Annotated in this window: 8 protein-coding genes; 3 read left to right on the forward strand and 5 right to left on the reverse strand. The window is 67.6% G+C overall.

Annotated elements, in window-relative coordinates:
* Positions 1-640: 640 nt before the first annotated feature.
* Complete coding sequence (locus C9J49_RS09965; RefSeq protein ID WP_111382306.1) at positions 641-2323, reverse strand: diguanylate cyclase; 1683 nt, start codon at positions 2321-2323, stop codon at positions 641-643.
* A 634-nt stretch (positions 2324-2957) separates the two neighbouring features.
* Here C9J49_RS09965 and thpD point away from each other — a divergent pair.
* Positions 2958-3956, forward strand: a complete 999-nt coding sequence (gene thpD, locus C9J49_RS09970) for an ectoine hydroxylase (protein WP_107181433.1) — start codon at positions 2958-2960, stop codon at positions 3954-3956.
* A gap of 70 nt (positions 3957-4026) precedes the next feature.
* Positions 4027-4692 carry a fumarylacetoacetate hydrolase family protein gene (locus C9J49_RS09975; RefSeq protein WP_035594743.1) on the forward strand — a complete coding sequence of 222 codons (666 nt, stop codon included), beginning with the start codon at positions 4027-4029 and terminating at the stop codon, positions 4690-4692.
* A gap of 96 nt (positions 4693-4788) precedes the next feature.
* Here the strand turns inward: C9J49_RS09975 and C9J49_RS09980 are convergent, their stop codons facing one another.
* From C9J49_RS09980 to C9J49_RS09995, 4 genes are all read right to left on the reverse strand, one after another.
* The gene (locus tag C9J49_RS09980) at positions 4789-7131 is read right to left on the reverse strand and encodes a glucose/quinate/shikimate family membrane-bound PQQ-dependent dehydrogenase (protein WP_107181434.1); all 2343 of its coding nucleotides are present in this window, start codon (positions 7129-7131) and stop codon (positions 4789-4791) included.
* Between the two features lie 174 nt (positions 7132-7305).
* Positions 7306-9225: a biosynthetic arginine decarboxylase gene (speA, locus tag C9J49_RS09985; protein WP_046078120.1), complete on the reverse strand. Its 1920-nt coding sequence runs from the start codon at positions 9223-9225 to the stop codon at positions 7306-7308.
* Complete coding sequence (locus C9J49_RS09990; protein ID WP_046078119.1) at positions 9222-10181, reverse strand: homoserine kinase; 960 nt, start codon at positions 10179-10181, stop codon at positions 9222-9224. The genes speA and C9J49_RS09990 overlap by 4 nt, the downstream gene beginning before the upstream one ends.
* 217 nt (positions 10182-10398) lie before the next feature.
* Positions 10399-10692: a DUF2782 domain-containing protein gene (locus C9J49_RS09995; protein ID WP_220084864.1), complete on the reverse strand. Its 294-nt coding sequence runs from the start codon at positions 10690-10692 to the stop codon at positions 10399-10401.
* Positions 10693-10876: 184 nt separating this feature from the next.
* Here C9J49_RS09995 and polA point away from each other — a divergent pair, with 184 nt between their 5' ends.
* Complete coding sequence (gene polA / locus C9J49_RS10000) at positions 10877-13651, forward strand: DNA polymerase I (RefSeq protein ID WP_107181435.1); 2775 nt, start codon at positions 10877-10879, stop codon at positions 13649-13651.
* Positions 13652-13689: the final 38 nt, after the last annotated feature.

Here is a 13689-nt window from a genome sequence, read left to right on the forward strand (position 1 = left end):
CGAAGTGGCCGTAGCGCAGGGGGGGGGCATGGATATCGAGGGGGCCGGCGCTCTCCTTCCGGCAAAAAAAAGACCCGCCGGAGAGGGCGGGTCAGACGGCTTGCGAGCAGGGACATTCGTTAAGCCTGCTCATCATACCCAACGGAGGCATTCTCCATGCTGGAGTATGCGCCCTCATTCAGGGGGTGTTTGCACTCAAGTTGTTGATACGCCTGCCGAAGCAAAAAAAGCCCGCCAAACGGCGAGCCGGAATCTCGGAATTTCCCAAAGCCAGATCCATATCACGTGTCACCTCGTGATAGAGCCATCCTAACTTCGGATTCTTGCACTTGGATGACGTCGGACCTGGGGTGTCCGGCTTCGGACAAAAAAAGCCCGCCGGGGCTGGCGGGCAAAGGGACTTACAGGACAGGGAACTCGGTAAGTGTGCTAACTGTACCGCTCCGACTCCGCGGCGACCATCCAAGAATCTGCATGGCTCCGTTAGCGTGGGTCTATCGCCGCACCACCGCTCTGGCAAGCAGTGACTCGTTGGATGGCGAGCCAACGTGCCGGGGGAGTCCCGGCGCCTAGACACGATTCCCGTGATGAGCCTCTCGAGGCAGGCGCGTGTCTTCATCCCGCGAGGACAGGGGCGCGTCTAGAGGCAGCTGATCCGGTCGCGGCCATTGCGCTTGGCGGTGTACAGGGCGGTGTCGGCACGCTTGAACAGCTGCGCATGGGTTTCCCCCCTGTGATGCTCGCTGACGCCGCCGCTGACGGTGACCTGGAGTGACTGACCGTCCTCCAGGGTGAGGCGGCCGGCGTCCACATGTTCGCGCACCCGCTCCAGGACGGCGACGGCCCCCGGGGTGCGGGTACCACGCAGTACCACCACGAATTCCTCGCCGCCGGTGCGTGCCACCAGGTCGTCCTCGCGCAGGCTCTCGGCGACCCGTCCGCTCAGCCACTGGAGCACGGTGTCGCCGGCGTCGTGGCCATGCAAGTCGTTGATCCGCTTGAAGTGGTCGATGTCGATCACGGCGAGGGAGAAAGGCTCGTCACGGGCCTCGTGGGCATCGATCAACGCTTCGACGTGCTGGTCCAGATAGGCGCGGTTGGGCAGGCCGGTCAGGTAGTCGCGCAGTGCCTTGTTGGCCATGCGGTCGAGCTCCTGGCGGACCTGCTCGATCTCCGCCTCGTCGGTGATCACGCGCTCCACCGCGTCGGCGATCAGCCGCACCAGCTCGATCTCCATCTGGTCGAAGGGTTCCTGGCGCGGCTGGGCGCTGGAGAAGTTGAGCGTGCCCCAGACCTCGCCGTTGAGGCGCAGCGGCGTACCGATGTAGGTCTCCAGCCCGAAGGTCTGGTAGCAGGGATGGCCACTGATGCGCGTGTCCTGGCCGGCCGCATTGGTGTGGAAGACGTCCTCGGTATCGAGCATCACGCGGCAGTAAGTATCGCCCAGGGCAAAGGTGTCGCCCGGCGAGAGGTCCGCCACGTCGGAGGCGGCCCACTTGAGGATGTACTGCTCGTCGATGATGCGGCTGACCAGGCCGATATCCAGAGACAGATAGGCGAGCGCGTCGCGCAGCAGTTGATCGACGATCTTGTCGGGGCCGATGTCGGTGCGGTTCGTGCTGCTGTGCACGTCGCGCAGCAGCTGGATCATGGCGCGGTACTCGGAGATGTCCTGGATGATCGCGTACAGGCCGACCACCTCGCCCTCCAGGAAATCGGGCGTGTAGTGCACCTTGAAGTAGCAGGTGCGGCCATCCGCGAGGGTCAGGCGATCCTCATAGGTGATCTCCTCGCCCGCCAGCGCTCGCTGCAGGCGCGGCTGGATGCGCTCGAAGGAGGCGGGCGTCATCACCGTGGCGACCGGCCTGCCGTACAGCGACTCGCGATCGATGCCGATGAAGTCCACATAGGCCTGGTTGTTGAAGCGGAAGCAGAACTCACGATCGACGTAGGCCACCATGATGGGCAGCTGATCGGCGAGCCGTCCGATGATGCCCTGGTCGACTTTCATGGCCGTGGTGAGCTTGATGACGAAGCTGCCATCGGCGAGGCCATAGTAGCTGCCGGCGCCGTCCTCGAACCCCCAGGTCTCGCCGGGGCGAATCTCCTGGCGCGCCAGGCTTTCGGCCACGGCGCCACCGAGCCGGGCGCGTATGTCCTTGAGCTCGGGCAGGGCCATGCCGATAAGCGCCGCCGGTTCCCGGTCCAGCAGCATCCGGGTATCGCCCAGGGCGTCGATGATGCGCTGGTCGCGCGAGACATGCAGGTAGGCAGATTGCGAGAGGCTGAGCACCTCCTCCCACCAGGCAGGTTGGTTGGCCACGCTGGATCACCCTTGTGGAGCTTTTGTCGACGATGTTCTTACTCTGCCTCTGTCGCACGCGCGGGTCTATGAGTGATTTTGCGAATATTGATCGTGGGCCGTCATCGAGTCTGTGGTGGTGCGACTCGTTGCTCGATGCCCCTATCCCGAGACGAAAAAAAGCCCGCCCCGGAGGGGCGGGCCAACCTCGCATCTGGTGTGATGCTCGCTCTGCCTGATCACGAGCACGCCTCGTGATGGTTCCATCCTGGCACCGTTGTCTTGCAATGAGATGACAGGGCTGGGCGGGCCCCGATGATATCGCGCACAAAAAAAGACCCGCCGGGACTGGGCGGGTCATGTAAGGCTTACCAAGCGGGGAACTCGAGTAAGCCAGGCCATCATCCCATGTTGCTTATATGACTAATGTTTAAAAATGCCAACATTCTTGCCCGCTTTTTATTGCTCAAGCGTTCAACGATGCCGCCGGCAGAGCGGATCGGTTTGATTCGGCCTCGGCAACGAGCCCTTGAAATGCCGCCAGGGCGTCGCCAGTGTACGGCCCTGGGGCCGCCATGGCCCCGGCCGTGCGGCTGACCGCCGTCGGTAGCGAGATCGAATCTGAACCCCATTCCGACTGCAAAGGAGGTAGTGGATGTCAGTGCAGACATCGTCCGACCGACCGCATCATCAGGCGACTCCGTTCGATATCGTCGATTCCCCGGATCCCCAGAGCCGGGTGCGCAGCGCCCCACGCCCCGGCGAGGACCCGTATCCCACCCGGCTGTCCGAGCCCCTCGACCTGCCGTGGCTGAGTCGCCACGAGCCGGTGGTGAAGGGTCATGACGGCGAGGGCCCGCTCTCCGCGGCGCAGCTCGACGCGTTCGAGCGCCAGGGCTTCCTGTTCGAGCCCGATTTCCTCACGGGCGACGAGCTCGACGAGCTGCGTCGGGAGCTCAAGGTGCTGCTCGAGAACGACGCCTATCGCGGCCGCGATTTCAGCATCACCGAGCCCCGGGGCAATGAGATCCGCTCGCTGTTCGCCGTGCACTTCCTGTCGAAGGTCTTCGGCCGCCTGGCCCATGATCCGCGCCTGACCGGTCGCGCCCGGCAGATCCTCGGCGGCGAGCCCTACGTGCATCAGTCGCGCATCAACTACAAGCCGGGCTTCGAGGGGCAGGGCTTCAACTGGCACTCCGACTTCGAGACCTGGCACGCGGAGGACGGCATGCCGGCCATGAACGCGGTGAGCGCCTCCATCGTGCTGACCGACAATCACGCCTTCAACGGCCCGCTGATGCTGGTGCCGGGCTCCCACCGGGTGTTCGTGCCCTGCCTGGGCGAGACGCCGGAGGACCATCACAAGCAGTCGCTCAAGACCCAGGAGGTCGGGGTGCCGAGCCGCGAGGCGCTGCGCCGACTGATCGATCGGCACGGCATCGAGGCGCCCACCGGCGCCGCCGGCGGGCTGCTGCTGTTCGACTGCAACACCTTGCACGGCTCCAACGCCAACATGTCCCCGGATCCGCGCAGCAATGCCTTCTTCGTCTACAACCGCCGCGACAACCGCTGTGTCGAGCCCTTCGCCGCCGGCAAGCGCCGGCCGCGTTTCCTGGCGCATGCGCCCGACGAGGCCTGGACGCCGGAGGACTGACGCCGCGCCACCCCTGAGCGTAGACTGAACGGCAGTGTCGTTCCATTCGTCAGCCAGGAGTCGCATCGTCATGCGTTTCATTCCCCGTTTCACCGATGGCCGGGCCTGTCCCCAGCCGCTGGGCAAGATCGTCTGCGTCGGTCGCAACTACGCCGAGCATGCCCGGGAGCTCGACAATCCGGTGCCCAGCGAGCCGCTGCTGTTCATCAAGCCGGCCACCAGCGCGGTGAGCCTCGAGGAGGCGATCGATGCGCCCTTCGCCCGTGGCGAGGTGCACTTCGAGACCGAGCTGGCGCTGCTGGTGGGCGAGACGCTGAAGGACGTCGGCGCCGCCGAGGCGGAGCGGGCCATCGTCGGTATCGGCCTGGCGCTGGACCTGACCCTGCGCGACGTCCAGGGCAAGCTCAAGGAGAAGGGCCATCCCTGGGAGGTGGCCAAGGGCTTCGATGGTGCCTGTCCGATGTCCGCCTTCCTGCCGCTCGGCGAGGTGCCGAACTGGAGCGCCCTGGCCTTCACCCTGGCGGTGGACGGCGAGGAGCGCCAGCACGGCCACGGCGCGGACATGCTGTTTCCGGTGCCCGATCTGGTCGCCGAGATGAGTCGCCATTTCACCCTGGAACCGGGCGACGTGGTACTCACCGGCACGCCCGCCGGCGTCGGCGAGCTTCCCCGCGGCGCCGAGCTGCGCCTGTCGCTGACCGGCGGGCTGGAGGTCGTGACCCGCGTGGTCGATTGACGCGACGCGAGGGCTCGGAAACGCGAAGGCCCCCGCCGGCATTGCCGGCGGGGGCCTCGTCGTGAGAGGGCGCCTCGGGCGAGGTGCCCCTGGCCGTTACTGCTGGGGCAGCTTGTAGGCCATCACGTAGTCACCGATGGTGGTGCCGATGGAGCCATGCCCCCCCGCGACCTGGACGACCATCTGCTCGCCCTGGCTGTTGAGGTAGGTCATGGGCGTGGCCTGGCCGCCGGCCGGCAGGCGGGTTTCCCACAGCTGCTCGCCGGTCTCGAGGTCGTAGCCGCGCAGGTAGTCGTCCACGCTGGCGGCCAGGAACACCACGCCGCTGTCGGTGATCACCGGACCGCCGATACCGGGCACGCCCAGGCGGATCTTCAGCGGCAGCGCGGTCATGTCCTCGACGGTGCCGTTCTTGTGCTGCCAGGCGACCTCACCGGTACGCAGGTCGGTGCCGGCCACGTAGCCCCACGGGGGCTGCTGGCAGGGCACGCCGAACGGCGACAGGAAGGGCTTCATCTCGACGGCGTAGTCGGCGCCGGCGTTCTCGTTGAGGCCCTGCTCGCCCTGGTTGGTCTCGCCCAGGTCGGCGCCGTCCTTCGGCACCAGGGTGGAGGTGAAGGCTAGGTAGAGCGGCATGCCGAACATCACCTGACGCTTCGGATCCACTGCCAGGCTGCCCCAGTTGAAGACGCCGAAGTTGCCCGGGAACACGATGGTGCCCTGCTCGGAGGGCGGCGTGTACTGGCCTTCGTAGCGCAGCGACTTGAACTGGATGCGGCACATCAGCTGGTCGAAGGGCGTGGCGCCCCACATGTCCGCTTCGCGCAGGGTCGGCGGACGGAATGTCAGGTCGGAGATCGGTTGGGTCTCGGCGGCGTGGTCGCCCTCGATAGTGCCCTGGGGCGCCGGCCGCTCGGAGATCGGGAAGATCGGCTCGCCGGTCTCGCGGTTCAGAACATAGACGTCGCCCTGCTTGGTGGGAATCACCAGTGCCGGTTGGCGGCCCTCGTCGGTGTCGAGGTCCAGCAGGCTCGGCTGGGCCGGGGTGTCCATGTCCCACAGGTCGTGGTGCACGAACTGCTGGACCCACTCGACCTGGCCGGTCTCGAGGCTCAGCGCCACCACCGAGCTGGCATAGGTCTCCTCGGCTTCGCTGCGGTACATGCCCAGCTGGTCCGGGGTGCGGTTGCCCATCGGGAAGTAGACCATGCCCAGCTCCTCGTCGGCGCTGGCGATCGACCAGCTGTTCGGCGAGCTGGTGCTGTAGGTCTCGTCCTCGGCGATCGGGGCGGTGTCATCCGGATGGGCCGGATCCCAGTTCCACACCAGCTCACCGGTCTTGGCGTCGTAGGCACGGATCACGCCGGACGGCGAGTTGACGGCGTAGTTGTCGTTGACCGCACCGGCGACCACGACCTTGCCATCGGCCACCACGGGGGGGGAGGTGGAGTAGTAGAAGCCGGCCTGCTTGTACGGCATGTTGTGCATCAGGTCCAGCTCGCCGTTGTCGGCGAAGTTGGCGCAGCGGGCACCAGTGTTCGGATCCACCGCCAGCAGGCGGGCGTCTGAGGTCGGCATGAACAGCTGGGCGTCGCACTGGATCGGAGCGCGATCCTCGGCCGGGGCGCTGGCAATCTGCACGTCGAGGCTGTCGGCGTCGCCCTCGGCCGGCGGCAGGTAGGACACGCCGCGGCAGGTCTGGTGCTGGCGCGAGCTTTCGTCCGGCACCTTGGCGTCATACACCCACTGTTCCTCGCCGGTGTCGGCGTCCAGCGCGATCAGCCAGTTGTGCGGAGTGCACAGGAACAGCGAGTTGTCGATCTTGAGCGGAGTGACCTCGTAGGTGGTCTCGGTGACGTCCTCCGGGCGCTTCACGTCGCCGGTCTGGTACTGCCAGGCCAGCTCCAGGTCGGCCACGTTCTCGGGCGTGATCTGGTCCAGCGGCGAGAAGCGCTGGCCCATGTTGCTGCGCCCGTAGTCGTGCCAGCTTTCCTCGGGGCTGTCGCCGAGGTCGGGGGTCTCGTTGACGACCTCTCGGTTCAGCTCGCCGTCGATGCGGTGCGGGTCCACGGCCATGCTGCCCAGCAGCCCCACGCCGGCGATCGCCCAGACCGGTAGCAGCACGGCGGTGCCGAAGCGCGAGCCGCCCTTGGCCGGCCACAGCAGCGGGATGGCGAGCAGCAGGAAGATGCCCAGGCGCGGCGCCAGCGCCCACCAGTCATAGCCCGATTCCCACAGCGACCAGGCGGCGGTCGCCACCAGGAACAGCGCGTACAGCAGTTGGGCCTTGGGACGGCGCGAGCGCGTCATGGCGCCGACGGCGATCAGCACGATGCCGGACAGGGCGTAGTACCAGCTGCCGTCGAGGGTGACCAGCCACAGGCCGCCCCCGAGCAGGGCCAGCCCCGCCAGCCAGAAAATGAGGGAAAGTATGATCATGATCCCATGCTCCTTGCGAATAACAATGCGATGCACCCTATGGTAAATCATTAGGGTGCAAATCAAAATGACATCGACAGTTCGTCGCCAGCTGTCGCCCCCGCCATCACGATGCCACCCCTTCACTATGGTCTAATGAAGGAGAGGCGTCAGGCGCGGTCGGTCAATGGCGAGTCATTCGAGGTAGGTATAGCCCTCGAGCCCCTCCGAGAGGTCGTCGAGGAAGCGCGCCTGCTCATCGGCCGTAAGGCCGCTGGCGGCGAGCTGGTCGGCGAGGCGCTGGCGCAGCACCTCGGCGTCGAAGTCCACGTAGCCGAGCACATCGGCCACCCGGTCGCCGCGGCGCCGATGGTCGAGGCGCCAGGCGCCGGTCGCGTCCAGCGACGCATCCACCGAGTCGGTGTCGCCGAACAGGTTGTGCAGGTCGCCGAGGATCTCCTGGTAGGCGCCGACCAGGAAGAAGCCCAGCAGGCGTTCCTCGTCGTCGCCCCACTCGGGCAGCGGCAGGGTGGCCTCGACGCCTTCGCCGTCCACGTAGCCGTCGATGCGGCCGTCGCTGTCGCAGGTGATGTCCTGCACGACCGCGCGCCGGGCGGGCGGACGGTCCAGGCCGGAAAGCGGCAGCACCGGGAAGATCTGATCGATCCCCCAGACATCGGGCACCGACTGGAACAGCGAGAAGTTGACGAACAGCTTGTCGGCCAGCTTCTCGGCCAGTTCGTCGTGGATCTCGCGATGGGCGCGGTTGCGCGGGTCGAGGCGCTCGCGCAGGCGGGCGCAGGCAGCGGTGTAGACGCCTTCGCCCTCGGCGCGGGCCTCGAGCCCGGCCAGCCCCATCACGAAGCGCTCCTGCAGCTCGCCGATGGCCTGGCCCAGGTCGTGCCAGGCCTCGACCAGCCCGCGTGGCGCGGGGGACTCGGCCAGGGCGTCGTGGACCCGCCACAGCTCGGCGACCTGCGGGTCGCCCTCGACCCGGGCGGCTGGTGCCCGGGTCTCGGCGCGCTCCTCGCCGATCACGTTGGTGATCAGCACCGCATGATGGGCGGTCAGGGCGCGGCCCGACTCGCTGATCAGGTGCGGATGAGGCAGCCCCTCGGCGTCGCATACCTGGGCGAAGGCCGCGACCACGTTGCGGGCGTACTCGCGCATCGAGTAGTTGATCGAGCAGAAGCTGCGCGAGCGGGTGCCCTCGTAGTCGATGCCGAGCCCGCCGCCCACGTCCACGGTATCCACCGGCGCGCCCAGCGCGATCAGGCTCTGGTAGAAGCGGGCGCACTCGCGCAGGCCGCGCTGGATGTCGCGGATGTTGGCGATCTGCGAGCCCAGGTGGAAGTGCACCAGCTGCAGGCTGGCCAGGGCGTCGGCCTCGCGCAGCCGCTCGACCACGGCCTGGATCTGCCCGGCGGTGAGGCCGAACTTGGACTTCTCGCCGCCGGTATTCTGCCACTTGCCCTTGCCCACCGAGGCCAGCCGGGCGCGCAGGCCGATGCGCGGCCGCACGCCGAGGCGGTCGGCTTCCTCGAGGATCAGCGGCAGCTCCGAGAGCTTCTCCACCACCAGATAGACGCGATGGCCGAGCTTCTCGCCCATCAGCGCCAGGCGGATGTACTCGCGGTCCTTGTAGCCGTTGCAGACGATCAGCGAGGGGCCGTCGCCGGACAGCGCCAGCACCGCCAGCAGCTCAGGCTTGCTGCCGGCCTCCAGGCCGACCCGGTCGTGGCCGCGTTCGCGGGTGGCGAGGATCTCCTCGACCACCCGGCGCTGCTGGTTGACCTTGATCGGGTAGACCGCGGTATAGCCGCCGCCGAAGCCTTCCTCTGCCATGACCCCGTCGAAGGCGGCACACAGCTGCTCGACGCGGTCATGGAGGATGTCGGTGAAGCGGACCAGCACCGGCAGCCGCAGGCCGGCCTCGCGCAGCTGCGCGATCAGCGGCGCGAGCGGCAGGGCGGGGCCCTCGTCCTCGCCGTGCGGGCGCACCAGGGCCCGGCCGTCGTCGGCCACGTCGAAGTAGCCGCTGCCCCACTGGTCGATGTTCCAGGTGTGCCGGGCGCGCTGCGCGGGTCCGGCCATGCTGCCCATGGTCAGGCTCATCGAGCGGCCTCGGGCAGCGGCAGGGCGCCTTCGGCGATACGCCGCTTGAGCACGCCGCGGAACACCTCCGGGTCATGAGGCGTGAGGTCATGGGCGGGCGGGTCGACATAGACCACCAGCAGCCGCGACAGCCAGTAGCGCAGCGCGGTCATGCGCAGCATCATCGGCCAGGCCTCGCGTTCGCTCTCCTCCAGCGGACGCCGCGCCTGATAGGCGCCGAGCAGCGCCTCGTAGCGCGCCGGGTCGAGCCGGCCGTCGGCCTCGGTGGCCCAGTCGTTGATCACGATGGCCAGGTCGAACAGCAGGTCGCCGGTGCAGCCGTTGTAGAAGTCGATCAGCCCGCCCAGCTCGTCGCCGTCGAACAGGGTGTTGTCGCGGAACAGGTCGCCGTGGATCGCGCCCTGGGGCAGCGTCGGCGCATCGCCGAAGAAGCCCTGGTAGATCTCCACCTCGTCCTTCATCAGCGCCTGGTCCTCAGGAGAGAGGTAGGCCAGCACCTTGTGGTGCATCGGCAGCAGCCAGTGCAGGTCGCGCGGGTTGGGCCGGTGCCCCGGGAAGCGCTGCGAGACCCGGTGCATGCGGCCCAGGGCGTCGCCCAGCGCCCGGCATTGGGCGAGGTTGGGCGCCTCGGGATGCTTGCCGGGCAGGCGCGGGAACAGCAGCGCCGGCTTGCCGGCCAGGCTGTGCAGGGCGATGCCGTCACGGTCGTGGAGCGGCCCGGGCACGGGCAGGCGATGCTCGTCCAGGTAGTCGAGCAGCTCGACGAAGAACGGCAGCTCTTCGTGCTCGCCCTGCTCGAACAACGTGAGCACCAGCTCGCGACGGTCGGTGGTGACGAAGAAGGTGCTGTTCTCGGTGCCGGCGGGCACGCCCTTGCAGGCGATGAGCGAGCCGGCATCGAACTGGCTCAGGAACGTCTCGACCTGGGAGTCGGTCAGCGGTGTGAATACGGCCATGGATGTCTCGCCCGGGTATGCGAAGCCGCCTATTGTAGCGGCTTGGCGGCGTGATGCACGAACCGGGTAGGAAGGGCGGCAACGTCACGGAGCATGGCTGATCCGGCGACAGGTCTGCGAGGGGCGCTATGAACCCATCCGTGGGCGCTACTTTGGCCATCCCTGGCCAAAAACCCCCTCTACGACCTGTCCCCGGCGCCGCCTGGTTGTCCCGGCCTCAGAAACGCTTGATGACCCACTCGGGCACGGCGATGCGCTGGCCGTTCTGGCGTTCGAAGTCGCCGTCGCCGTCGCGGTCGACGAGGTAGTAGGAGGGCCCGGTGGCGGGCTTGATCTCGATGGCGTAGAGCTCGCCGTTGACTCGGTACTCGCGGATGGTGCGGTCTTCTTCCTGGCGGATGGTGACGTCCGGCTCGACGTCGGTGCTGGACTGGGCCAGGGCCGGCAGGGCGGCGGTGACGAGGGCCAGGCCGGCCAGCGGCGCGAGCAGCGCGGAGTGCATGAGGTTCATGGTGTTCTCCTGACCATGGGGTTGCCCCCAGTGTATGCCCTTGGCGGTCGACAACGCATGCTTTGCCCGGCAAATCGGCTCGGCAATGCGTATCATGACTGACCAGGATCAGGGGCGGCGCTCGCGATGACCGCCGGCCCCTCGACACGCGATCATCTGCCCAGCCTGCAAGGGATGCCGATTCATGGCCGACACCCCCATCGTCCTCGTCGACGGTTCCTCCTATCTCTACCGCGCCTTTCACGCCCTGCCGCCGCTGACCACCTCCGAGGGTCTGCCCACCGGCGCCGTCAAGGGCGTGCTCAACATGCTCAAGCGGCTGATCAAGGACTACCCCGACAGCCCCATGGCGGTGGTGTTCGATGCCCCGGGCAAGACCTTCCGCGACGAGCTCTACGCCGAATACAAGGCCCAGCGCCCGCCGATGCCGGACGACCTGCGTGACCAGGTCCAGCCGCTGCACGACTGCGTGCGCGCCCTCGGCCTGCCGCTGCTGTGCATCCAGGGCGTGGAGGCCGACGACGTCATCGGCACCCTGGCGCGCCACGCCACCGAGGCCGGACGCGACGCCGTGATCTCCACCGGCGACAAGGACATGGCCCAGCTGGTCAATGCCCACATCACCCTGGTCAACACCATGAAGGACGAGACCCTCGACGTGGCCGGGGTGAAGGAGAAGTTCGGGTTACCGCCGGAGCGGATCATCGACTTCCTGGCGCTGATGGGCGACAAGGTCGACAACATTCCCGGCGTGCCGGGGGTCGGCGAGAAGACCGCCCTGGGGCTGCTGCAGGGCATGGAGGGCGGCCTCGAGACCGTCTACGCCGACCTGGAAAAGGTCAAGACGCTGGGCTTTCGCGGCGCCAAGACGCTGCCCAAGAAGCTCGAGGAGCACCGCGACCAGGCCTTCCTGTCCTACGAGCTGGCGACCATCAAGACCGACTGCGAGCTGCCGGTGGGCCTCGACGACCTGGACATCGCCCACCCTGACCGCGAGTCGCTGGCCGAGCTCTATCGCCGCCTGGAGTTCAAGGCCTGGCTGTCCGAGCTTCTGGAAGGCAAGGACAAGGGGGTCGATGACGCCTCGTCGGGCGAGGGCGCCGAAGGCGGCGAGAGCGGTGGAGAACGCGAGGGCGAGAGCGGCGGCGCCGAGCGCGAGGATGTGGTGATCCTCGAGCAGGCCGACCTCGACGCCTGGCTTGCGCGTTTGAAGGAGGCCGAGGCCTTCTGCTTCGATCTCGAGACCACCAGCCTCGACTACATGGAGGCCGAGATCGTCGGCGTCGGGCTGTCCCTCGAGCCCGGCGAGGCCGCCTACATCCCGCTGGCCCACGACTACCTGGATGCGCCGGCCCAGCTCGATCGCAAGGCCGTGCTCGAGGCGCTGACGCCGCTGTGGGCGGACGCCGGCAAGGCCAAGATCGGCCAGAACCTCAAGTACGACATCTCGGTGCTGGCGCGTCACGGCATCGAGGTGGCGGGAGCCCTCGAGGACACCATGCTCGAGTCCTACGTGCTGGATTCCACCGCCACCCGCCACGACATGGACTCGCTGGCGCTCAAGTACCTGGGCGAGAAGACGGTCAGCTTCGAGGACATCGCCGGCAAGGGCGTCAAGCAGCTGACCTTCAACCAGATCGCCCTGGAGCAGGCCGCGCCCTACGCCTGCGAGGACGTCGACATCACCCTGCGACTGCACCGCGAGCTGCGCCCGCGGGTCGAGGCCGAGGGTCGCCTGGCCGAGGTGCTCGACAGCCTGGAGCGCCCGCTGATCCGGGTGCTGTCGCGCATGGAGCGCGGCGGCGTGGCGCTGGACGCCGAGCGCCTGCACGCCCAGAGCCAGGAGCTCGGCCAGCGCATCGGCGAGCTCGAGCAGCAGGCCTTCGAGCTCGCCGGGCGCGAGTTCAACCTGGGCTCGCCCAAGCAGCTCGGCCAGATCCTGTTCGAGGAACAGAAGATCCCGGTGATCAAGAAGACGCCCAAGGGCGCGCCGTCCACCGCCGAGGCCGTGCTCGAGGAGCTGGCGCTGGACTACCCGCTGCCCAAGGTGATCATGGAACACCGCGGCCTCTCCAAGCTGCGCTCCACCTACACCGACAAGCTGCCGAAGCTGGTCAACAAGGCCACCGGCCGGCTGCACACCAGCTACCACCAGGCGGTCACCGCCACCGGGCGGCTGTCGTCCTCCGATCCCAACCTGCAGAACATCCCGATCCGCACCGAGCAGGGGCGCAAGATCCGCCAGGCCTTCGTCGCGCGGCCCGGCTATCGCATCGTCGCCGCCGACTACTCGCAGATCGAGCTGCGCATCATGGCGCACCTGTCCGGCGACAAGGGGCTGCTCGAGGCCTTCGCCGCCGACCGCGACATCCACGCCGCCACCGCCGCCGAGGTGTTCGGCGTGGGGCTCGATAAGGTCTCCCCGGACCAGCGCCGCAGCGCCAAGGCGATCAACTTCGGGCTGATCTACGGCATGAGCGCCTGGGGCTTGGGCCGCCAGCTGCACATCGAGCAGAAGCAGGCCAAGACCTACATCGACCGCTACTTCGACCGCTATCCCGGCGTGGCCCGCTACATGGAGCGCATCCGCGCCCAGGCGGCCGAGGACGGTTTCGTCGAGACGGTGCTCGGCCGGCGCCTCTACCTGCCGGAGATCCACTCCCAGAACCGTGCCCGTCGCCAGGGCGCCGAGCGCACCGCCATCAACGCGCCCATGCAGGGCACCGCGGCGGACATCATCAAGCGCGCCATGATCGACGTCGACGCCTGGCTGGCCGAGGGCGAGGTCGACGCCATGATGGTCATGCAGGTCCACGACGAACTGGTGTTCGAGGTCGCCGAAGACGCCGTCGACACCTTCATTCCCGAGGTGAAGCGGCGCATGCAGGCTGCCGCCGAGCTCGATGTGGCGCTGATCGTCGAGGCCGAGAGCGGCGTTAACTGGGACGAGGCGCACTGACACGTTCATCGTGCCATGCTGTGTGAATGGCTGTGAGA

This window comes from Halomonas sp. SL1 (genome assembly GCF_003030865.2).
GTDB classification, from domain to species: domain Bacteria; phylum Pseudomonadota; class Gammaproteobacteria; order Pseudomonadales; family Halomonadaceae; genus Halomonas; species Halomonas halophila.

Excerpts from the sequence above, each read along its gene's own strand:
- C9J49_RS09980 (WP_107181434.1), bottom strand. The coding sequence starts at position 7,131 with ATGATCATACTTTCCCTCATTTTCTGGCTGGCGGGGCTGGCCCTGCTC.
- thpD (WP_107181433.1), top strand. The coding sequence starts at position 2,958 with ATGTCAGTGCAGACATCGTCCGACCGACCGCATCATCAGGCGACTCCG.
- polA (WP_107181435.1), top strand. The coding sequence starts at position 10,877 with ATGGCCGACACCCCCATCGTCCTCGTCGACGGTTCCTCCTATCTCTAC.
- C9J49_RS09995 (WP_220084864.1), bottom strand. The coding sequence starts at position 10,692 with ATGAACCTCATGCACTCCGCGCTGCTCGCGCCGCTGGCCGGCCTGGCC.
- C9J49_RS09990 (WP_046078119.1), bottom strand. The coding sequence starts at position 10,181 with ATGGCCGTATTCACACCGCTGACCGACTCCCAGGTCGAGACGTTCCTG.
- speA (WP_046078120.1), bottom strand. The coding sequence starts at position 9,225 with ATGAGCCTGACCATGGGCAGCATGGCCGGACCCGCGCAGCGCGCCCGG.
- C9J49_RS09975 (WP_035594743.1), top strand. The coding sequence starts at position 4,027 with ATGCGTTTCATTCCCCGTTTCACCGATGGCCGGGCCTGTCCCCAGCCG.